The organism is Pedobacter sp. 22163 (assembly GCF_052045595.1).
In the GTDB taxonomy this organism is placed as follows: Bacteria; Bacteroidota; Bacteroidia; order Sphingobacteriales; family Sphingobacteriaceae; genus Pedobacter.
Genome location: NZ_JBQEPM010000005.1, coordinates 338,957 through 358,123, shown reverse-complemented (window position 1 = coordinate 358,123; position 19,167 = coordinate 338,957). Strand labels below are relative to the sequence as shown.

The following is a 19,167-nucleotide window of genomic DNA, read 5'->3' as shown; positions in this document are numbered from 1 at the left end:
GAAACAAAGTTCGAACGTTATAACCATATAATTTTTAACTTAAGTTAATCTGAGTTTTTTTGTTCACAGGATTGTGATTGTTTTAGATTTGTAACCTTTTTTTATCTTACTGCGCCTGAGCATGGATTGACGAATGTATTGTTAAAATAATTTTATAATTTTAACTTAAGTTAAATTTCCAGCATTTTTCAAATGCGAACTTTGATCTGATTTACTGTTATTGGGTAATAATGGTATACATCAATTGAACATATAAACATATGCCATGATCGAAAAAAATGAAATCCTCACGCAATATCTACGGAATTTTGCCGAATTAACAGATAAGGACATAGCAGAAAGCCTGCCGCTTTGGAAACCCAGAAAGATCACCAAAGGGGATTTTTTCAATATGCAAAGCATGGTCTGTAACGACCTTGGACTGGTAGTGAAAGGAATCTTCCGAATATATTACAGGGATCCAAATTCGGATGAAGAAAAAAATCTTTTCTTTTTTTCGGAAAACCAGTTCGTAGTTTCCTTCAGAAGTTTTATTTCACAGAATCCCTGCTGGTATTTTATTGAAGCAATGGAAGATTCAGAGGTCATATTTATATCCTATCAGGATTTAAACGGTCTTTATGAAACCAATCCCAACTGGGGCAAGTTCGGTAGACTCTTAGCTGAGACTTTCTTTGCCTATGCCCAATCACGGACGGAAGAATTTATGTTTTTCTCAAATGAAAAAAGATTCCAGAGGTTGTTAGAAGAGCATCCAAATATTGTTGAAAGGATTCCAGCTTATCATATCTCCTCATTTCTTGGTATAACAAACCCCTCACTGAGCCGAATAAGAAAAAGATTAAAAGATTCTCAGGTTTAAGTTCAATGATGAATGTCATGGTACTTTCTTTTGTCCGTACGGATAATCAGAAGCAGTAAATTTGCCGATTTATTTAACCTTGTTACAATGCTAGCGTATCTGACCGGCTGGGTATATAACAAGTATTCAAGGGAACCGTTCAACAGATGGTTCCCTTAATTTTTGATACATCGGATAATTCCGGCCCTTGCCGGAAAATTTTTAGATAATGCTATTGGCTTTCTTTTGCTTGATATATTGATAAATTGAACCTGCTACAAACAGAATCAGTATAACCAGCAATGTTTTACCGACCAAAGGATCACCAGGTCCTTTAGCTAAAGGAGCACTCAAAGGAACACGGGTAAGTGTTTCATTGACCGTAGGGATCATTGACAGAAAAAAACTAAAGGAAAGGAAAAAGTTTTCGAAATAACGCCCCCTTTTGCTTTCCGGCCTTTTTTTATGAAGGTAAAATGCCGCCGCCACTAGGACCAATACCAATAGGGATAAAATATGGCCCGGATTAAAACCGCCATGTTTACTCAGTCCCAACGCAGTTAAAGATGTAACAACCGTCCCGAAAAAATAAATATTTCCACTTTTTTTCGCAAGGCCGATTTTTCCATACTTTCCATATGATATTAAAGCTGCGATAATGGCAATGATACCGATTGCGGTATGAAAAATGCCTAAATTTGATAATCCCATTTTTTTAAATTTTGTTTCGGCAAAAATGGATGATAGTAAAATACTTTTTTTTCACTTAAGTTAAATTGATCATATATTTTGGAACAGCCTCTCCATAAAACTGTTAAGGCACTTGTTTTAGCAAATTAATCACCTTTTCTTCCGATCGGCCTAACAATTTTTATCGGTCAAAGCAGTGTAATTAAACCTGAATGATAATGTTGCAGTAAGCCCATTGAATGCGTGGATTCGTTTCCGCTGAATGTTTGATGCTATCAATATACAACTTAAAAAAAGTATTAATTTAAATTAGCTCAGTTTTTTTTCTGTAATTAACTTAAGTGAAAAAAACACGCTGTTACAAAATGGACTTTTGACCCAACAAAAGTTAAAATCATGAAAAGAACAGCAAAAGCTTTATGGCAAGGAGACCTTAAATCAGGTCATGGCCATTTAACCACCCAGAGCGGTGTACTAAACGAAACACCATATTCATTCAATACCCGTTTTGCTGACGGTATAGGTTCCAATCCCGAAGAATTACTAGCAGCGGCACATGCCGGCTGTTTCACCATGGCTATCGTCTATGCGTTGTCTCAGCAGGGACATGTACCCGGTGAGATGCATACCACAGCGGCAGTAACACTGGATATGATCCAAGGGGGCATAAGTCACATTGATCTTGAACTAAATGCGACAGCAATCCAAGGTCTCTCATCAGAGGAGTTTGAAAAGCAGGCATTTAGTGCAAAGGAGAACTGCGTGATTTCCAAAGCCCTTGCAGGCATAACTATCGGTCTTACCGTAAATTATCAAATCTAGTTATCAGATTTTGCGACGGTCCAGTACCGTCGCTTTTAAATTAATCTATCATGCAGTCAATAACAGAACAGATCAAATGTCTGATCATAGGATCAGGCCCCGCAGGCTACACAGCGGCAATATATACAGCGCGCGCAGGCATGGAGCCGGTAATGTATACAGGAATGAACCCGGGAGGACAACTTACCCAAACAACGGAGGTTGAAAATTTTCCCGGATATCCTGAAGGGATAACAGGTCCCAAAATGATGGATGACTTCCATAAACAGGCTCTCCGCTTCGGAACAGATATACGTTTCGGACATGTCAGTGCAGTCGACTTCAATTCCTATCCATATGAGGTGACTATCGATGATGAAAAAAAAATAAATGCCGAGACCATTATCATTTCAACGGGTGCATCCGCTAAATGGCTCGGGCTCGAATCGGAGGCCAGATATAATGGATTTGGAGTTTCGGGCTGTGCGGTCTGCGATGGCTTTTTCTTCAAAGGACAGGATGTAGCCCTTGTTGGTGCAGGTGATACAGCTGCAGAAGAAGCAACCTATCTTTCTAAACTGGTCAATAAGGTATACATGCTGGTCCGCAGGGATGAATTCCGTGCCTCAAAGCCTATGATCGAGCGCGTATTAAATACGCCTAATATCGAGGTGATATTCAATACCGAGACATTGGAGGTTCTTGGTGACGGCCTTAACGTTACCGGTATCAAAACATTAAACAATAAGACTGGGCAAGAGATGGATATCCCAGTGTCTGGATTATTCGTAGCCATTGGCCATCAGCCCAATACCGGAATTTTCAAAGGATCTTTGGAAATGGATGAAACAGGTTATATCAAAACTGTACCTGGATCGACCGCTACAGCTTTAGAAGGTGTGTTCTGTTGCGGGGATGCCCAGGATCCAAGATATAGGCAGGCCGTGACTGCTGCAGGAACCGGCTGCATGGCTGCCCTGGATGCAGAACGCTTCTTGGCATCCCGGGATTCATCTTTAATTCACCTGGCAGCCGCTTTCACAGCTTAGCCAAACCGTTCACTAAATATATCACTTCCGCGAAAGCTTTCAGGCAATGAAAGCTTTTTCGCATTTTTTAATATTTACCATGGAAACAATTACAGACTCACTTGTCGAATATGGAACACGGCGCATCATAATCACCATTACAGCGGTCGTATGTGCAATGCTCGAACTTATCGATACCACTATTGTAAATGTAGCGCTTAATGACCTGCGCGGAAATCTGGGTGCAACTGTCAATGAAATTGGCTGGGTAATTACCGCCTATTCACTTGCCAACGTAATCATAGTACCCATGACCAGTTGGCTTTCCCAGCAGTTTGGAAGACGTAACTATTTTGCCTTTTCAATTTTAATATTTACCATTTGTTCATTTCTTTGTGGCAACGCAACCAGTATATGGGAGCTTGTTGTTTTCCGGTTTATACAGGGCCTAGGTGGCGGAGCCTTACTGGTAACTTCCCAGACTATCATTGCAGAAAGCTGGCCAAGGGAAAAAAGGGCAATTGCGCAGGGGATATATACATTGGGCCTGATTATCGGTCCCACGATAGGCCCGACCCTTGGCGGATACCTTGTGGATAATTATTCCTGGCCACTGATTTTTTATATCAATGTACCGATCGGTATTGTAGCTGCGTTATTAACACTTCGATACATCAAAAGCCCGCGCTACGAGGAAAAGAGGCCTGCAAGCCAGGTTGACTGGTTAGGTATTATTTTACTTACTGCTGGGGTTGCATCACTTCAGTATGTGCTGGAGAAAGGACAGGAAGATGATTGGTTCAGCAGCAAAGTGATAATCGTGCTTACCGTTGTGGCGGTTTTCGGTATTATTTTATTTGTGTGGCGCCAGCTGGAATATAAATATCCGATTGTTGAACTTCGGGTACTGAGGGATACGAATCTGCGTGTTGGCTCAATACTTACTTTCCTTATCGGCTTTGGTCTTTTCGGTACAACATTCGTACTTCCACTATATACCCAGGGATTGTTGGGGTGGAGTGCATTTCAGTCAGGCCTGCTCTTGCTGCCGGGTACCTTGTTCGTTGCTGTAATTGTCTATCTGGTCTCGCAGTTGATCCAACGTGGAGTGCAGGCCAAATATCTCATCGTGCTGGGAATGGCTGTCTTTTTTATTTACGGTTATTGGTCTTACCACCTGCTGACCCTTCAGACCGGCGCGTCCAATCTTTATTGGGTACTGTTCGTACGTGGCCTGGGTTTGGGATTATTGTATGTGCCCGTTACTGCAATGTCAATATCGACTTTAGAGGGTAAAGAGATAGGACAGGGGGCAGCCCTAACCGGTATGTTGCGTCAGCTCGGAGGTGCTTTTGGTGTAGCATTGATAACTACTTTTGTTTCCCGTCAGTCCCAGCAGCACCGCGTTGCACTGATCAGTCACCTTTCCTCAACAGATCCCGCAGTGCAGGAACGGGTCAGCCTGTTAACCTTGCGTTTTCAGGCACAGGGAATGGACGTATGGCGTGCGCGTCAGGCTGCCTATACCGTGCTTGAAGGAACTGTCCAAAAACAATCAACTCTGCTTTCCTACATGGATGTTTTTTTATGGATAGCAGTGCTCTTTTTAATCTGTATCCCTTTTGTATTGATATTCGTTAAAAAGTCGGCCCGGAAAATTTCACTTGCAGATGCCGGAGCTCATTGATCCTTATTTTCTGCCGCACAATTTTGCGGCAGAACTACTTTGTTGATCAGGATCCTCTGCTACTGTGCATTATGCAGCTCTTCTTTATTGCGTAAGTAGATTTAATTTTGGCAGAATGGCCCTTGAAGAGAGTTTATTAATGGAAATCCCGTGAAAGTAAATTTTTTACGGGATTTGTTTTTTGCAAAATGTGAGCTGATCGATAAAATCAATCTATTTTGTAATTTGAGTCTGTAGGAGCAATTATACGATATGGGCTAAACCTATTTTGACTCCCGTACTAGTACTTCAGCTTCGGGGTTGTCGGCAGATTTGTTGTATAGAAAATTAAGGAAGTGCCGATTTTCATATTAATTTATATCTTTTAAAAAAACATTTTGACGAATCGGAATGGAATCCATTTTGTAGCTTTTCGGTTCTTTAAATCATGATATAAAAACGATGATCATCAGGATGGATTAGAAAATTTGTTGCAGTGTCAATTTATTCCTTTTGACCGTAAAGAACACTATGGGTTCGTATGGGCAAAAAAAAGCCAGAACAATAAAGTTCTGGCTACCTATCTAACCATGGGATGATCAGAAAGGCAAAAGAGAAATCCTGAACTCAGCGTATGGGGTGGATTTACCGGTTGTTTTAATCAATGCATCATTATAGCTACTGCCTTTTGCTATTGTTCTTGCAGAGACAACATTGTTGATTCCACCGTTTAACCCTAGGATAAGGTACTTGCCAAAAAGGTATTCAAACCCCGGTCCGCTTTTGATCTCAATGGTGTTATAGCTGAAGCGCTCTGGCAATGCCGGATCGCCGGAGTTGTAAAATGAGGCATAGGTATTTGCTGTGCTGCCTATATAAACCCAAGCGTTACGCGATAATGCCTGTTTTAAAGATGCACCCTGAGGGAAATCTACGATGAGTTGAAGTCCACTACTGTTCAGCCTACGGAAATAATTGACCGTTGGCAATACCGGTACAGGAGCAGACTGGTCAATCAATACCAGAGCCCCTACAGAAAGGTAGGTGTCCGGGGTACGTTTCAATGGAAAGGAAACGCTACCGTTAAAGTTAAATCTTCTTAATGTTTTCAAATTATCAGATAATCCGGTAAACACAGCAGAATAGATCACCGGGGTATGAAAAATAGCATCCGTTCTTGAAAAATTCAGCGAAAGCCCAAGCGTGCTTTTGGAAATATTGCCAAGAGTTACCTGCGGAGAGGTTAAGCGGTTTTCTGCTTCCTTAACATCGAAAAACTGTTCGGTATGATAAATAGTCGCACCGATCACGTTACCATTCCAGCTGGCTATAGGCAGCGAGAAAAAAGAGCTGATCCGTGCATTGCGGGTTTTTCCGCTAGATAAATCTTTGTCATTCATCTTGGATTCAAAGCCTCCCGTACCAAACAAGTCTGCAGACACAGAAACCTGACGGAGAGAAGGATAGCGGATCGCCTGTTCATGGGATTCGCTGGTTAACGTGTCCGCCGGATGCAAACTCGACATGCTGAACATGCTTTGGGCGTAAGTGCCCGCACTCCAGAAGAGTAAAACGAACAGCAGGATATTAATTTTCATAAATTTTGGTGGCGGTTTTATTATTGGATAAGAGAATTTTTAATCGGGGCATTATCCTGCAACTGGGCCGGATTTAATGGTTTTATTAAGTCTGATCGCAGCTAAGATGAAGTAAAATGCCCCGAAAGCAGCATAACCTACCAACGATGCAATACCCTGATCGGGTTTGTGCGCAGTTGCGATAAAAACCCCACCGGCAAGCATCGATTGACCTCCGCTCAAAATCATTGGCCACTGGCCACCTAGTTCTTTGCGTCTGCGCAATCCCAAAATTAATTGGATTAGCCCCGCCAATATTGCCCAGGCGCCGAAAACCATAATCGCCTGAGGGATGCCCTGCTGAAGGGCCAGTATCACTGCAATAGTGGTCAGGGTACTGATAGCTGCATTTACATATTGAGGTGTTTTATTTGAGTTTGCTGGATTTGCCTGGATATCAAAATACGTTGCGATAACGTCCCATGCCGGGTAGATGATAAAAAGGACCGTTGCAATGCTTGCATTTGTTTTTGCTAAGGCCGTTACCAGGATTACCCACAGGATGGAAAATCCTGCACGGGAAAAGTATAATTTCCTTAATGATCTTGCGGTTTCAACAGCCTGGCTGGAAACGCTCAAATTGGATTGATTTGTCATGAGTTGATCTTTTAATATTTTCTTTTGTTCAAAGGTGAACTTAATTTTTTGACCGGATTTTCACTTAAGTTAAAATCCGGTCAGAAAATGGAGTATTACTTACTTGACTTTTTACCGTCCGGTTCAAAATCAAGGGATACCGAATTCATGCAGAAACGTTTGTATGTAGGCGCCGGCCCATCATTAAAGATGTGACCAAGATGCGAGTCACAACGCCCACATAATACTTCTATTCTCTGCATCTGGTTGGAGCTGTCATTCTGATAGCGCACAGCAGTTTTTCTGCTGGGTTCGTAAAAGCTGGGCCAGCCACAGCTACTGGCAAACTTTGCGTCCGATCTGAACAGCAGGTTTCCGCAAACCGCACAATAATAAGTGCCCCTGGTCGAACTTTTCCAGTATTTACCTGTAAAGGGACGCTCCGTATCTTTTTCGCGTGCCACAGCATAAAGGTCAGCGGAAAGTGCTTTTTTCCATTCCGCATTGCTGACATTCAGTTTTGCTGTATCTGTATTTGAATACCATGGGTTGTTTCCGTGGCCACTTGAAGATTTTTCATTCTGTGCAAAACTGCTTAGGCTGGCAAGCATCAGAATGCTGCAATAGATTAGGATTTTTTTCATTTTTTTAGTTTTTCTTTAAAGATGTGTTTGAACTTTTCCAACTCGGGCTGGATCACGTAACGGCAATAGCCCTGTCCGGGATTATTTTTATAGTAATTCTGGTGATAAGTCTCAGCGTCGTAAAATATCCTGAACGGGGTTACCTCTGTTACTATTTTTTGCTGGTATATTTTCTGCTCTGTCAGCTGGCGGATATAGTAGTTTGCTTTTTGTGCCTGCGCCTGATTGTGAACGAAGATAGCCGATCGGTACTGCGTACCTACGTCGTTCCCCTGGCGGTTGAGCTGGGTTGGGTCATGGGACATAAAAAAGGCTTCAAGCAACTCATCGTAAGTGATAACAGAAGTATCAAAAATTACATTGAAAGCTTCAGCATGGCCCGTTGTTCCTGTGCACACCTGTTCATAGCTCGGGCGCGGAGTTCTTCCTCCAGTATAACCTGATGTAACTTTGAGCACACCCCTAAGGGCAGAGAATTTAGCTTCTCCGCACCAAAAGCAGCCCGAAGCGAAGGTTGCCGTGTCCAGGCGAACTGTTCCCATCTGGTTAATCTTACCCTCTGCTTTTGTGTAACCGATATTCAAAACCAGACTTAAGACAAAAAAAACAACAGATATGCCGATAAAAAGCCTGAACATTGATTTGCTGGATCGGGACCGTCTTGCGTTTACCGCATTGACCCCTTTAAGGTAAATTGGATTGTTTTTCATTTTAATGAATTTAAATATTGATCCGATCTCTTTTTGCTATTTTCCAGACACTTCTCCAGCAAACTCCATCAGGCCTTTTCCATCTACATAACCGGTATGGCTGGCCAGTACCTTTCCGTTTTTATCTAGGATAAGAAGTGTCGGAAGTCCTTCAACCTGCCATTTTTTTGCAAGGTCGATCCCTTCGCCTTTCTCCACATCTACGCTATAGCTGACAAAATTTTTGTTGAAATATTCAGCTGCTCTAGGATCCTTGAAAGTTGTTTTGCGGAGCTCTTTACATGGAGCGCACCAAGTTGCAAAGGCATCAATAAATATCATTTTTTGACCTGACTTTGCAGCGGCGAGTACCTGTTTATAGCTTTTTGTGCTAAACTTGATCTCTGGCCCTGAAGCCTGTTGTGCATTTGAATTAACAGCGCCTAATGTTGCCAAAAGCATTACCAAAAGTGCCAATAAGCGGATTTTAAAAGATTGATTTTTCATGTTATGATTATTTAATTTTGAACTGATTTGTTTCCGGCAGCGATAATTCCCTTATCAAGGAAGTCAGTATAGGCTTTGATGTCAAGATCAAATGCCCTTGGGGCAGCAGCCTGTTTTCCGTCGGGACCGAGTACCACGTAAAATGGCTGCGCATTGGTGTTGAATCGGGTTTCCTGTAAATCACTCCATTTTTGTCCGATGGTCTTTATGGCCTTGGCGGAAACCTTCGAAGTATATTTCTCTGAATCCTCGAGTGATGTGCGGTCATCTACATAAAGAGAGATCAGCACGTAATCATTTTTCAGGCGCCTAAGTACGTCAGCATCTGACCACACGGAAGCTTCCATTTTTCTGCAGTTTGTACAGCTCCAGCCGGTGAAATCCAATAGTACCGGCTTATTTACTTTTTTTGCATAGGCGAGACCCTCTTCATAGTCATAAAATGCATCGATATTGTCAGGTGCATGGAACAGACCGGCATATTTACGGTTTTTTGATTGCGTTGCGGAAGCAGGGGATCCGCCCGTAGATAGCGTAAACTGTTGTGTGCTCTGCGGAGGAAGCCAGCCACTGATACCTTTAAGTGGTGCGCCCAGAAGTCCAGGTACAAGGTATAGTGTAAAGCCCAGTGCAAACATCCCCAGAACCAGCCTTGGGATAGATAGGGAACTTACTTCGCTATCATGGTTTAACCTGATTTTTCCAAAGAGATAAAAGGCAAGTACCCCGAAAATAATGATCCATATCACCAGGAACATATCACGGCTCAGCAGATCCCAATGGTAGGCAAGATCAACATTAGTGAGGTATTTGAATGCCAGTGCCAACTCTAAAAGGCCTAAGCACACCTTAACCGAATTCAGCCAACCTCCTGATTTGGGAAGTCCTTTAAGCCACGAAGGGAATATTGCGAACATTGTGAACGGTAAAGCCAGCGCGAACGAAAAACCGAACATGCCTACTGCAGGTCCCAGATAACTTCCTTTGCTCACAGCCTCTACAAGCAACGTCCCGATCAAGGGGCCTGTGCATGAAAACGAAACCAGGGCCAGGGTAAAGGCCATAAAAAACAGCCCGATCCAGCCGCCGCCCTCTGATTTCTGATCGATTTTGTTGACCAGGAATGATGGGAGTGTGATTTCAAATGCCCCCAGGAATGAAAAGGCAAAGACCAACAGTATTACAAAGAACAAGAGATTGAACGCAGCACTACTTGCTGCCTCGTTCAATGCAGATGCTCCAAAAATCCCGGTGATCAGCAGGCCGAGCCCTACGTATATGGCGATAATGGATAATCCGTATATAACTGCAGAGCGGATACCTTTGGATTTGGAACCCGACATTTTTGTGAAAAAAGAAACTGTTAATGGAACCATAGGGTAGATGCATGGCAGGAAAAATGCTGCGAGCCCTCCTAGAAAACCTGCTAAGAATATTCCCAAAAGAGAATTGTCATGAACGTTTTTAGCATTGACAGGCAATTCTTTTAGTTTTTCGGGAGTGGTATTGCCCGTGCTTATTGTTTTGGCCTGTGCTGTTTGCAAAGTACCACCGTTTAATGGCACATCAAAATCGACATCACTTGGGGGAAGGCACTTCTGACCACTGCAGACCATGAAGGTGAGAGAGCCCGTCAGTTTTGCAGCAGGATCTTTTGTCTCGACAATCTGGGTGAAGACAACCTCTTTTTCATGATAAGTGATGGTCATTTCAAAGGATTTGTCAAATCCGCTTTTTGCAGCGGGCTTTTCGGTCACTTTATCAACCAGGCGAATCCCAGGAGTATTTTCGAATTTGAAAGAGGTAGGTATCGGTCCACCGCTTTTAAGGAACTGGGAATATACATGCCATCCTGAATCGATGGTGGCAGCAAAAGAAACAGCGAACCTGTTCTCGCCGATGCGGCTGGATGCAAACTTCCAGTGCACCGGTTTTTCAATTTGTGCGAACGCCTGCATTGTGAACAGGCATAGAAATAGGATAATAATTTTTTTCATTGTGTGTCGTATTTGTGGACGGGATCATCCGCCGCTACAAAGGTGGTCTGCGCAAAACTTTCAATTTTTAACTTAAGTTAACATTGAGAAAAAAAAGGAAAAAAAAAGCCGCTTCATGTGAGCGGCTCTTTCATCAAAGGAAAACTGGGTCTATTTGTTCAGGTAGGCCAGAACCTGTTTAGAATGTTCATCACCTTTCATGAAATCCCTAAAACTGTAAACTACTGTTCCGTCAAGGCCAACGATAAAGGTTTCGCGTCCGCTAACTTTCATATTGTTGCCGAAGTCCTGCTCTTTAACCTTAAAAGAGTTCAATACTTTGTTGTCCGGATCGCTTAATAGGGTAAATGGCAAGTGCTCTTTATCCGCAAAGGCTTTATGGCTTGCCACAGTACCGTTATTAATACCGATCACTAATGCATTTGCATCGCTGTATTTTGCATAAGCATCGCGGAATGCACAAGCCTCTTTTGTACATACCGGGCTCTCATCCTTAGGGTAGAAGAAGATAACAAGCTTCTTTTTGCCTTTGTATTTACTTAATTTGAACGCTTTTCCGTTCTGGTCCATCAGGGTGAAGTCCGGTACTTTTTCTCCCTGTTTCAATGTGGTCATTTCTGTTGGGGCATCTTGCGCCATTGCTGTGTTGCCAAGACCTACGCAAGTGCTTGCTGCGATCAGGCCGATCAATAAATTTTTCTTGAAGATTGCTTTCATAACGATTTTGAAAATTAATAATTAACTTATTTTCCAAATATCAGGGTATTCCAATAACGCGATTTTCACTTAAGTTAAAATTTATGTTTTTTTTCGAGCTGTAGCTGTTTCGGATAATACTAAAGGCTTTATTGTTTATAGTTTTTTTTACATAGACAATATTGTTGATCAGATTATGATTTGAAATGTATAATTTTGTGTATGATGCCAACCGCCCTTAAAAGTTCAAATGGACAGTTTAGGATTGCTGCTATCGGAGAAAACAGATGTACGCTTCAATCTTATCACCGGAGGGACTTTTACAAGATCGGCCTTGTGATCAGTGGTGAGCCTTGCCAGTTACGTTACGGTCCGATTGATTCCATTAGTATAGATAGGCCAGTCATAATCTTTCTAAACCCCATGGTGCCCTGTACTTGGTCGGTGCCTGAACTCACAATACCCAATAAGGGTTATTTCTGCGTGTTTGATGATGGTTTTATCACATCAGATTCGCGGTTGCGCGTTTTAGCAGGCCGCATATTTACTGAACAGGAATCGCCGGCGTATTTTCTAGAACAGGCGGAACTACAATTTTTAACCGGGTTGTTTGCTGATATGCATAAGGACAGTGAAACCGACTATTATGAAAAGGAAGATCTTTACAGGAGTCATTTGAGCCTGATCTTTCATAAGGCTATCCAGATGAGAGCGCCTAATATTTCTATAGATAGCGGCCATTCAAGAATTGTCACAGCTTTTAACGGTTTACTGAGACGGCAGTTCCCAGTAGATATGCCATTGCAGCCCATCAAATTAAAGAAGGCCTCAGACTATGCGGATAAATTAGCTGTGCATGTGAATCATTTGAATATGGCTGTTCAAAGTGCGACAGGAAAATCTACAACAAGACATATCAGCGAACTGATTTTTTCGGAAGCAAAATCGCTGTTAAGTTTCACTAGCTACAGCATTGCTGAGATTGCCTTTTGTCTTGGTTTCGAGTACCAGAGTTACTTTAATCGTTTCTTTAAAAAGTATTCTGGGGTAACGCCATCCAATTTTCGAAAAAACTTTGAAAAGTATAAATAGTGGTTTGAAAAGTCTTCAATTTAAGAAGTGATCTGAGGTAATTTTGTATTTATAAAATGAACTTATGAAAACTTCAACAAAATTTAGATCAACTTACCTATTGGGCGGCGATCTCGAGGTCAATCGTATGGGCTATGGTGCGATGCGCCTTACGGGACCGCACTTGTACGGCATGCCGGAAAGTCCTCAAAACGCAATTGGTGTTCTTCAAAGAGCTATAGAACTGGGTGTGAATTTTATTGATACCGCTGATTCTTATGGCCCTTTCGTTTCAGAACAATTGATCGCCGAGGCACTGCATCCTTATAGGAAAATCTTAACAATTGGGACCAAAGCTGGTTTGGTAAGACTTGGGCCATCTGTAGACTTTAACAACGATGCCAGTCCGCAACACCTGCACGAAGCGCTTGATGGGAGTTTGCGCCGTTTGAAATTGGAGCAGATAGACCTTTATCAACTTCACCGTATAGATCCAAAAGTTCCTGCGGAGATCAGCTTTGAATTTTTGGCTGCAGCACAGAAACAGGGTAAGATCAGGCATCTCGGTCTGTCTGAAGTTACAGTTGAGGAAATCAAGCATGCCCAACAGTTTTTTAAAGTAGTTTCCGTACAGAACCGCTATAGCGTGCTTGACCGCAAGTGGGAAAATGTTCTGGAATATTGTAGGTCTGAGGGTATAGCCTTCATACCCTGGTTTCCGATTGGTGGAGGAACGAACATCATTCCAGAAAAATTACAGCATATTGCAGATCGCAAAGGGGTTTCCATGCACCAGCTGGCTTTATCCTGGTTGCTTCATCATTCCGATAATATCCTGCTTATTCCTGGTACCTCAAGCATTGGCCATCTTGAAGAAAATGTTGGAGCTGCTGAAATTGAGTTGGATCAAAACGACCTACAGGTTCTTGATAACCTTTCTGTTTAATGGATAGTTTTGATTGTAATAATATTACTTAAATTGTAATGCCTTTATCCTAAAGGTAGATTTTTCGCGACCGCTCGGCTCACTATGCTCAGCGGTCGTTTGTTTTCAACAGGTTTACCGCAGTGGGCAATAGGCTAGCTGCGCGCCATTTAAAGCCGTCGATTTTGGCGATAATTTAATACCCAGTGGTGCCAGAACTATTTTTAACTCAACACAAGTCCTTCTTTTAATGCAAGATTGTACTTCTGTTTATTAAAACTGTATAAATATGGGGAACGATGGGCTCCGATATACCGCTTTTCATCAAGCTTTCTTAAAATGTTTAGGGCAATAAGCTTTTTAGGAAAATTACTGATATCCAGTTTTTTTCCGAGCAGGGTTTCATAAAGTGCATGGATCTCGCTCAATGTAAATTTTTCGGGCAGCATATTGATTCCGATGGGATAGTGAAAAAGATGAAGACGCATTGAATGCAATGCCTCCCTTACAATCTCGTCATGATCATATTCTAAAGCAGGAATGTCATCGATATCAAACCATGCGCATTCCTCCGTGCTTATATCAATTTGCAATTCAGACCTGGAAAAATCTGTAATTGCGTAATAGCCAATGGAAACTGTTGGATTGAAGAGCCAGTTTCCCTCCCAAGATTGTTGGCCGGTAATTTCCTGCCATTTTGCTTTGTCAAATTTATCGAATTGTATGCGGTCGGGCCCTCCAAAAGTTTTAAACTGGTGCAGGTATAGGTTTTCGATACCTGTGCGCTCCTTCACAGTTCGGTCCGCCGCTTCTATCAGCTTCTCTGACCTTTTGATATAACCGCCCGGTAATGCCCAGTTATTGATATTCCTGGGTTTTATAAGCAACAATTTGAGCTGTTGGTTGTAATATCCAAAAATAGCACAATCGATGGTGACATGTGGAATATATTGTTGGTGCCCGTTAAGTATGAAATCCCTAAACTCTTCTTCTGTTTTCATATTCAAAAATAATGTTTTTGCCAGACCAAACGAATGGAAAGTAAGTATTTAGTAAAATTCACTAAATGATAAAATATTCTTCCTATCTTCATTTTGTGAAATTTACTAAATGTAGGGCTATTGGCACCTGGTATTATGATTTATTTTTTTCGATTTCACCTTTATATAAAATGAGAAGGAGCAACTGCGGGCTTCAACAAGAGATTGCTTAAAATTCAAAACTATAACCAAATTAAAAAGACATGAAAAAATTTAAACTAGCCCTTGTGCTATTCTTCGGACTGTTTACTTCTCTGGGACTTAAGGCCCAAACAAAAGATTATTATGCAGGGAAATGGGATTTTATTATTTACAAAACACCTTATGGCGATGTTAAAAGAACCTTCGTTCTGGAAAGAAAAGAGGGAAAGTTAATTGGCGTAGTCCAGGATTCCACCGGCCAGGTGTTGACAAAAATAACAAATGTGACCGAGAAGGAAAAAACAGTGTCCATTGATTTTACCAGTCAGGGTTATGATGTAACGCTCACTATAGATCCTGTTGATAACGATCATTCCAAGGGTAATTTGGCAGGATTCGAGGCAAAAGGAGTACGAAGAAAAGAAGGCAGGTAGTCCCTGTTTTTATGGTTATCGATACCATCCGGTCGACAATATAATCATTCTTCAAAACGCAGACCAGCAAGAGGCGGCCTGTTTGCAGCCTCTTGTTTATTTTTTAATTTCAACTTGGGGGCGTAACTATTTTAGGCATTAAATCCACTGTCAGAAGTGATAAATGTTCCTGTAATATATTTGCTCTCCTCACCGGCGAGGAACGCTACCAATGCGCCTATGTTTTCTGCAGTTCCATATTCGCCCAATGCCATCCGTGAACGGAAGAAATCTGCTATCTCCGTATCACTAGGGTTCATATCTGTGTTGGTTGGACCGGGCTGTACCAGAGTTACTGAGATCCCTTTAGGGCCAAGGTCACGAGCCAAAGCTCTGGTAAGACCTTGCAGTGCGGTTTTGCTCATCGTGTACAACATATTATTGGGCATTATAGCATTGTCACCCATACAACTTCCGATAGTAATAATTCTTCCACCCTCCCCCAGATATTTGATGGCTTCCAATACCGCGACATATACGGCCTTTACATTCACATCCATAGTTTCATCGTAATCGCTGATTGTAAGTTCACTGATGTCTTTTGCATAAGATACCCCCGCGTTACTTACCAAGATGTCCAGCCCCCCAAATTCGGTTGCAGTTTTTGTTACGGCAGCGATTACTTCATCAGCTTGACGGCTATCAGCCTTGATGGCTAGCGCACGTCCACCTGATGCCTGTATATCAGAAACTATTGCGCTGGCTTTATCTAAAGAGCTTTCGCTGGTATACGTGAAGGCAACGCTGGCTCCTTCTGCAGCTAACCGCCTTACTATCGCCGCGCCTATACCACGGCTTCCGCCGGTTATAAGCGCAATTTTATTTTCTAATTTTTTCATGTGCATAAGTTATTGCTCAAAATTTTCACAAACTTAATCGCTAACCGCTACTTTTGGGTTTCACACATAAATTGTTAGTTACTAATTAAAAAGTAAGTATGAGAAAAGAAACATCAACCAATGCCCTAAATGAGCAGATAATAAATGATAGTTGCGGTATGGCGAACTTATTAAGTGTGATGGGAGGTCGGTGGAAGCCGGCGATTTTGTGTCGCTTGATCCACGGAACTATGCGATACAATGAGTTAAAAAAAACTATTGAAGGGATCTCTGAGCGTATGCTTGTCTCTCAGCTGCGGGAACTCGAACGTGATGGCATTATAACCCGAACCGTTCATCCGGAGGTCCCTCCAAAGGTTGAATACAAGATGACGGATATTGGTCTTTCTATGAGGGACGTGCTTGATGCCATGTCCAAATGGGGAAACACATATCGGATGGGGGCAGGGCAGAAACCTTGTAAAAATGGAGTTACTGCTTGATTTAATTTAGTGTATTCAGTTGAGGTTGCACATTCCGGTTCTTCTTCCAAAAAAAACACTAAAAAAATTACCTGATTTAATAATTTGAGACCCTAAAACATTATAAACTTAACCGAACAACCTTTTACTTCTTCTCCCTTGAAACGTTAATGAGAAAAGAAGAAATAATTTATTTGGAACGATAGGTTTTTTATTTATACCTTTGTGCCATGCCAAGGAACAAAGAGTTTGTTTATGAAGAAAAGCTAAAGGCAGCACGTGACCTGTTTTGGAAAAAGGGCTATCAGGCTACGACTATGAATGATCTGGTGGATACATTAGGTATAAACAGGAGTAGTATCTATGATAGCTTTGGTAATAAGCATAGTCTTTTTTTAAAATGTTTGCATGATTACATCGAGGAAAAAGAAAAAAGTTACCATGCTTCTGCCAGTAGGGGGAAATCGCCTCTCGATTCAGCAATAACCATTATCAAGGATGTTGTCAAAACTATTTTGATCGATACCAAAACCTGCTTGGCCATTAATTCAACGTTTGAACTTTCCCGCATCGATGACGAAGTGAACCAAATGCTCAGACAGCAAGCCAATAATTCTTTAAAGCTTTTTGAAGATTTATTCATAGCCGCACAGCAAAAAGGAGAATTAAATGCAGAAAAAGATCCCAAGATGCTCGCTTACTTTGTAGTAGTTAATTTTGCGTCGCTTTGGAATAATGATCTACTTTTTAATGATAAAAAGCGCTTGTATCAATTGACTGACTTTTTGATAGATGTTATAAAGGCTTAAATTTTTTTTTGTCTTATTTTGGAACGAGGGGTTGGTTATTTTTTGTAACTAATTTAAGAGTTTTCAATGTCACACCTTGGAACCGTTTACTAATGTTTAAAATATGAATGTGATATATAGATTAATTGAAAGATTTCATTATGAGATTTCTTCCATCCAATTACTCGCTTATAAAATTACTGACAGCAAAGCAAATTTTTTTAAAAAATAACAGAACGATAGGTAAAAAATAATTAGTTCATTTTGAATATTTTAAAAATTTATAATCTGAAATTCATTTATACCATACAACGTAAAAGGCATTCCGAACACACAGATTTTTGATATAGAGATGGTGCGCCGATCCGGAATATCGATCACACCCATTTTTTATGTCCATCATTTCAAAACGATAATACAAACAACAAATAATTAAGATATGGGAGTAAAAGATTCGAAACGCCTGGCGTACATTGGCTGCCTTGGCCTGGTTGGTATAATTTCAACCGAGTTTGGAATTATTGGTGTTCTGCCTCAGATAGCAGAATTTTATCACCTGACAATAGATGAGGCAGGTTATCTGTTGAGCGCATTTGCTTTGGTAATCGCATTGACAGGTCCTTTCATGATGTTGTATACATCCTCGATGAATGCGAAGAAAGTAATGATGGTTGCGACTGTCCTCTTTCTGATATCCAATGTGGTGTCATTTTTTGAACCGCCTTTTAACATTTTGCTGATTCTTAGGATAATACCAGCCTTTTTGCAGCCTGTTTTCATTTCTTTATCAATGGCGGCGGCAGCAAAGGATGCTGATGCGAAGACGCAAATCCGGAATACTGGGATTATAGTAGGGGGTATCCCAATAGCCCAGGTTACTACAATTCCCTTAGCAACGCTCAGCGCAAGTTGGTTAGGTTGGAATTCAGCGTATATTATTCAGGCAGTCCTGAATTTAGTCGTTTTGGGCCTCCTTTATTACCTGATGCCTTCAAATCCGGTCGCGAAAAGTATATCTGTAAGGCAACAGGTTGGGATATTGAAGAAAAAAGACTTCTTGTGGAGTGTGTCCTTCAATTTTTTCCTTATAGCAGCTTGGTTTAGTTCGTACAGTTATTTTGCCAAATACCTGCAATCGATATATTCTTTTGGTGAAGCTGAAACCGGTTCCCTGCTTTTCTTATTCGGAATAATGGGAATTATTGCAAATACCGTGGCAAGTAGATTTCTCACAAAAAGCATGTTAAAGACTGTGTTCCTGGTTGCATTGGGAACACTGGTTTTCCCTTTGATTATGGCTCTGGGTCCCGTAAACAAAATCTATGGCATTCTTGGTGTTGTGATTTGGGGCTTACTATACGGCCCCTGTTTTATCACGGCTATCACCCTCATGCAATCCGCTGCAACTGAAGCTAAGTCATTTTCCAACACATTACAGACGTCATTTGGCAATCTGGGTATCTCAGTGGGGACCTTTGCATCAGGCATCGCAATGTCAAAGTACGGTGTAATATCAAGCCCATGGGTTGGAGCTTTATTTGGGATCCTAGCGCTGGTAAGCCTATTCTTCAGGGTTAGAATAGACAAAAAATTATATCGAAAAACTCTGGCAATCAAAGCTGATTAGCATCGCAATAGCTGATAACAAAATCTTAAA

20 protein-coding genes are annotated in these 19,167 nt (G+C 41.5%); 10 read left to right on the top strand and 10 right to left on the bottom strand.

What is annotated here, in order from left to right; translation table 11 throughout:
• Positions 1-265 precede the first annotated feature (265 nt).
• The gene (locus ACTJKN_RS15470; RefSeq protein ID WP_440826362.1) at positions 266-862 is read left to right on the top strand and encodes a Crp/Fnr family transcriptional regulator; all 597 of its coding nucleotides are present in this window, start codon (positions 266-268) and stop codon (positions 860-862) included.
• Positions 863-1,063: 201 nt separating this feature from the next.
• On the opposite strand, the gene ACTJKN_RS15465 is transcribed toward ACTJKN_RS15470, so the two are convergent.
• Complete coding sequence (locus ACTJKN_RS15465; RefSeq protein WP_440826360.1) at positions 1,064-1,552, bottom strand: hypothetical protein; 489 nt, start codon at positions 1,550-1,552, stop codon at positions 1,064-1,066.
• Between the two features lie 375 nt (positions 1,553-1,927).
• Here ACTJKN_RS15465 and ACTJKN_RS15460 point away from each other — a divergent pair, with 375 nt between their 5' ends.
• The 3 genes from ACTJKN_RS15460 (at position 1,928) to ACTJKN_RS15450 (ending at position 5,047) form a co-directional block, all read left to right on the top strand.
• Positions 1,928-2,353, top strand: coding sequence for an OsmC family protein (locus tag ACTJKN_RS15460; protein ID WP_440826358.1), 426 nt, complete (start codon positions 1,928-1,930; stop codon positions 2,351-2,353).
• A gap of 50 nt (positions 2,354-2,403) precedes the next feature.
• The gene (gene trxB / locus ACTJKN_RS15455) at positions 2,404-3,381 is read left to right on the top strand and encodes a thioredoxin-disulfide reductase (protein WP_440826355.1); all 978 of its coding nucleotides are present in this window, start codon (positions 2,404-2,406) and stop codon (positions 3,379-3,381) included.
• A 79-nt stretch (positions 3,382-3,460) separates the two neighbouring features.
• Positions 3,461-5,047 (top strand): DHA2 family efflux MFS transporter permease subunit, encoded by a 1,587-nt coding sequence (locus ACTJKN_RS15450; RefSeq protein ID WP_440826353.1) that lies wholly within the window; start codon positions 3,461-3,463, stop codon positions 5,045-5,047.
• A gap of 578 nt (positions 5,048-5,625) precedes the next feature.
• Here ACTJKN_RS15450 and ACTJKN_RS15445 read toward each other — a convergent pair.
• The 7 genes from ACTJKN_RS15445 to ACTJKN_RS15415 form a co-directional block, all read right to left on the bottom strand.
• A complete protein-coding gene (locus ACTJKN_RS15445) occupies positions 5,626-6,624 on the bottom strand; it encodes a hypothetical protein (protein ID WP_440826351.1) in 999 nt (332 codons plus the stop codon).
• A 51-nt stretch (positions 6,625-6,675) separates the two neighbouring features.
• Positions 6,676-7,260 (bottom strand): DUF308 domain-containing protein, encoded by a 585-nt coding sequence (locus ACTJKN_RS15440; protein WP_440826349.1) that lies wholly within the window; start codon positions 7,258-7,260, stop codon positions 6,676-6,678.
• A gap of 95 nt (positions 7,261-7,355) precedes the next feature.
• A complete protein-coding gene (gene msrB / locus ACTJKN_RS15435) occupies positions 7,356-7,883 on the bottom strand; it encodes a peptide-methionine (R)-S-oxide reductase MsrB (protein WP_440826347.1) in 528 nt (175 codons plus the stop codon).
• Positions 7,880-8,593: a peptide-methionine (S)-S-oxide reductase MsrA gene (msrA, locus tag ACTJKN_RS15430; protein ID WP_440826345.1), complete on the bottom strand. Its 714-nt coding sequence runs from the start codon at positions 8,591-8,593 to the stop codon at positions 7,880-7,882. Before msrA ends, msrB begins: the two co-directional genes overlap by 4 nt.
• 36 nt (positions 8,594-8,629) lie before the next feature.
• The gene (locus tag ACTJKN_RS15425; protein WP_440826343.1) at positions 8,630-9,079 is read right to left on the bottom strand and encodes a thioredoxin family protein; all 450 of its coding nucleotides are present in this window, start codon (positions 9,077-9,079) and stop codon (positions 8,630-8,632) included.
• A gap of 11 nt (positions 9,080-9,090) precedes the next feature.
• Positions 9,091-11,076, bottom strand: a complete 1,986-nt coding sequence (locus ACTJKN_RS15420; RefSeq protein WP_440826341.1) for a cytochrome c biogenesis protein CcdA — start codon at positions 11,074-11,076, stop codon at positions 9,091-9,093.
• 150 nt (positions 11,077-11,226) lie between these two features.
• The gene (locus tag ACTJKN_RS15415; protein ID WP_440826339.1) at positions 11,227-11,793 is read right to left on the bottom strand and encodes a peroxiredoxin; all 567 of its coding nucleotides are present in this window, start codon (positions 11,791-11,793) and stop codon (positions 11,227-11,229) included.
• Positions 11,794-11,994: 201 nt separating this feature from the next.
• On the opposite strand from ACTJKN_RS15415, the gene ACTJKN_RS15410 reads away from it, so the two are divergent.
• Both ACTJKN_RS15410 and ACTJKN_RS15405 read left to right on the top strand, forming a co-directional pair.
• Positions 11,995-12,864 (top strand): helix-turn-helix domain-containing protein, encoded by an 870-nt coding sequence (locus ACTJKN_RS15410; RefSeq protein WP_440826338.1) that lies wholly within the window; start codon positions 11,995-11,997, stop codon positions 12,862-12,864.
• 64 nt (positions 12,865-12,928) lie between these two features.
• The gene (locus tag ACTJKN_RS15405; RefSeq protein WP_440826336.1) at positions 12,929-13,789 is read left to right on the top strand and encodes an aldo/keto reductase; all 861 of its coding nucleotides are present in this window, start codon (positions 12,929-12,931) and stop codon (positions 13,787-13,789) included.
• Between the two features lie 203 nt (positions 13,790-13,992).
• On the opposite strand, the gene ACTJKN_RS15400 is transcribed toward ACTJKN_RS15405, so the two are convergent.
• Complete coding sequence (locus ACTJKN_RS15400) at positions 13,993-14,769, bottom strand: NUDIX hydrolase (protein ID WP_440826334.1); 777 nt, start codon at positions 14,767-14,769, stop codon at positions 13,993-13,995.
• A gap of 242 nt (positions 14,770-15,011) precedes the next feature.
• Here ACTJKN_RS15400 and ACTJKN_RS15395 point away from each other — a divergent pair, with 242 nt between their 5' ends.
• Positions 15,012-15,383: a hypothetical protein gene (locus tag ACTJKN_RS15395; protein WP_440826332.1), complete on the top strand. Its 372-nt coding sequence runs from the start codon at positions 15,012-15,014 to the stop codon at positions 15,381-15,383.
• A 131-nt stretch (positions 15,384-15,514) separates the two neighbouring features.
• Here the strand turns inward: ACTJKN_RS15395 and ACTJKN_RS15390 are convergent, their stop codons facing one another.
• Positions 15,515-16,261, bottom strand: coding sequence for an SDR family NAD(P)-dependent oxidoreductase (locus tag ACTJKN_RS15390; RefSeq protein ID WP_440826330.1), 747 nt, complete (start codon positions 16,259-16,261; stop codon positions 15,515-15,517).
• Positions 16,262-16,359: 98 nt separating this feature from the next.
• On the opposite strand from ACTJKN_RS15390, the gene ACTJKN_RS15385 reads away from it, so the two are divergent.
• From ACTJKN_RS15385 to ACTJKN_RS15375, 3 genes are all read left to right on the top strand, one after another.
• Positions 16,360-16,743 carry a winged helix-turn-helix transcriptional regulator gene (locus tag ACTJKN_RS15385; RefSeq protein ID WP_440826328.1) on the top strand — a complete coding sequence of 128 codons (384 nt, stop codon included), beginning with the start codon at positions 16,360-16,362 and terminating at the stop codon, positions 16,741-16,743.
• Positions 16,744-16,952: 209 nt separating this feature from the next.
• Entirely contained in the window at positions 16,953-17,531 is a 579-nt protein-coding gene (locus tag ACTJKN_RS15380) for a TetR/AcrR family transcriptional regulator (RefSeq protein WP_440826326.1), read from the top strand.
• 418 nt (positions 17,532-17,949) lie between these two features.
• Complete coding sequence (locus tag ACTJKN_RS15375) at positions 17,950-19,137, top strand: MFS transporter (protein WP_440826324.1); 1,188 nt, start codon at positions 17,950-17,952, stop codon at positions 19,135-19,137.
• Positions 19,138-19,167: the final 30 nt, after the last annotated feature.

What these genes read in the sequence shown, in the direction of transcription:
- ACTJKN_RS15385 (WP_440826328.1), top strand. Translation starts at nt 16,360, where the DNA reads ATGAGAAAAGAAACATCAACCAATGCCCTAAATGAGCAGATAATAAAT.
- ACTJKN_RS15400 (WP_440826334.1), bottom strand. Translation starts at nt 14,769, where the DNA reads ATGAAAACAGAAGAAGAGTTTAGGGATTTCATACTTAACGGGCACCAA.
- ACTJKN_RS15395 (WP_440826332.1), top strand. Translation starts at nt 15,012, where the DNA reads ATGAAAAAATTTAAACTAGCCCTTGTGCTATTCTTCGGACTGTTTACT.
- msrA (WP_440826345.1), bottom strand. Translation starts at nt 8,593, where the DNA reads ATGAAAAACAATCCAATTTACCTTAAAGGGGTCAATGCGGTAAACGCA.
- msrB (WP_440826347.1), bottom strand. Translation starts at nt 7,883, where the DNA reads ATGAAAAAAATCCTAATCTATTGCAGCATTCTGATGCTTGCCAGCCTA.
- ACTJKN_RS15405 (WP_440826336.1), top strand. Translation starts at nt 12,929, where the DNA reads ATGAAAACTTCAACAAAATTTAGATCAACTTACCTATTGGGCGGCGAT.
- ACTJKN_RS15390 (WP_440826330.1), bottom strand. Translation starts at nt 16,261, where the DNA reads ATGAAAAAATTAGAAAATAAAATTGCGCTTATAACCGGCGGAAGCCGT.
- ACTJKN_RS15415 (WP_440826339.1), bottom strand. Translation starts at nt 11,793, where the DNA reads ATGAAAGCAATCTTCAAGAAAAATTTATTGATCGGCCTGATCGCAGCA.
- ACTJKN_RS15410 (WP_440826338.1), top strand. Translation starts at nt 11,995, where the DNA reads ATGATGCCAACCGCCCTTAAAAGTTCAAATGGACAGTTTAGGATTGCT.
- ACTJKN_RS15465 (WP_440826360.1), bottom strand. Translation starts at nt 1,552, where the DNA reads ATGGGATTATCAAATTTAGGCATTTTTCATACCGCAATCGGTATCATT.
- ACTJKN_RS15445 (WP_440826351.1), bottom strand. Translation starts at nt 6,624, where the DNA reads ATGAAAATTAATATCCTGCTGTTCGTTTTACTCTTCTGGAGTGCGGGC.
- ACTJKN_RS15440 (WP_440826349.1), bottom strand. Translation starts at nt 7,260, where the DNA reads ATGACAAATCAATCCAATTTGAGCGTTTCCAGCCAGGCTGTTGAAACC.
- ACTJKN_RS15375 (WP_440826324.1), top strand. Translation starts at nt 17,950, where the DNA reads ATGGGAGTAAAAGATTCGAAACGCCTGGCGTACATTGGCTGCCTTGGC.
- ACTJKN_RS15380 (WP_440826326.1), top strand. Translation starts at nt 16,953, where the DNA reads ATGCCAAGGAACAAAGAGTTTGTTTATGAAGAAAAGCTAAAGGCAGCA.
- ACTJKN_RS15470 (WP_440826362.1), top strand. Translation starts at nt 266, where the DNA reads ATGATCGAAAAAAATGAAATCCTCACGCAATATCTACGGAATTTTGCC.
- ACTJKN_RS15460 (WP_440826358.1), top strand. Translation starts at nt 1,928, where the DNA reads ATGAAAAGAACAGCAAAAGCTTTATGGCAAGGAGACCTTAAATCAGGT.
- ACTJKN_RS15420 (WP_440826341.1), bottom strand. Translation starts at nt 11,076, where the DNA reads ATGAAAAAAATTATTATCCTATTTCTATGCCTGTTCACAATGCAGGCG.
- ACTJKN_RS15425 (WP_440826343.1), bottom strand. Translation starts at nt 9,079, where the DNA reads ATGAAAAATCAATCTTTTAAAATCCGCTTATTGGCACTTTTGGTAATG.
- trxB (WP_440826355.1), top strand. Translation starts at nt 2,404, where the DNA reads ATGCAGTCAATAACAGAACAGATCAAATGTCTGATCATAGGATCAGGC.
- ACTJKN_RS15450 (WP_440826353.1), top strand. Translation starts at nt 3,461, where the DNA reads ATGGAAACAATTACAGACTCACTTGTCGAATATGGAACACGGCGCATC.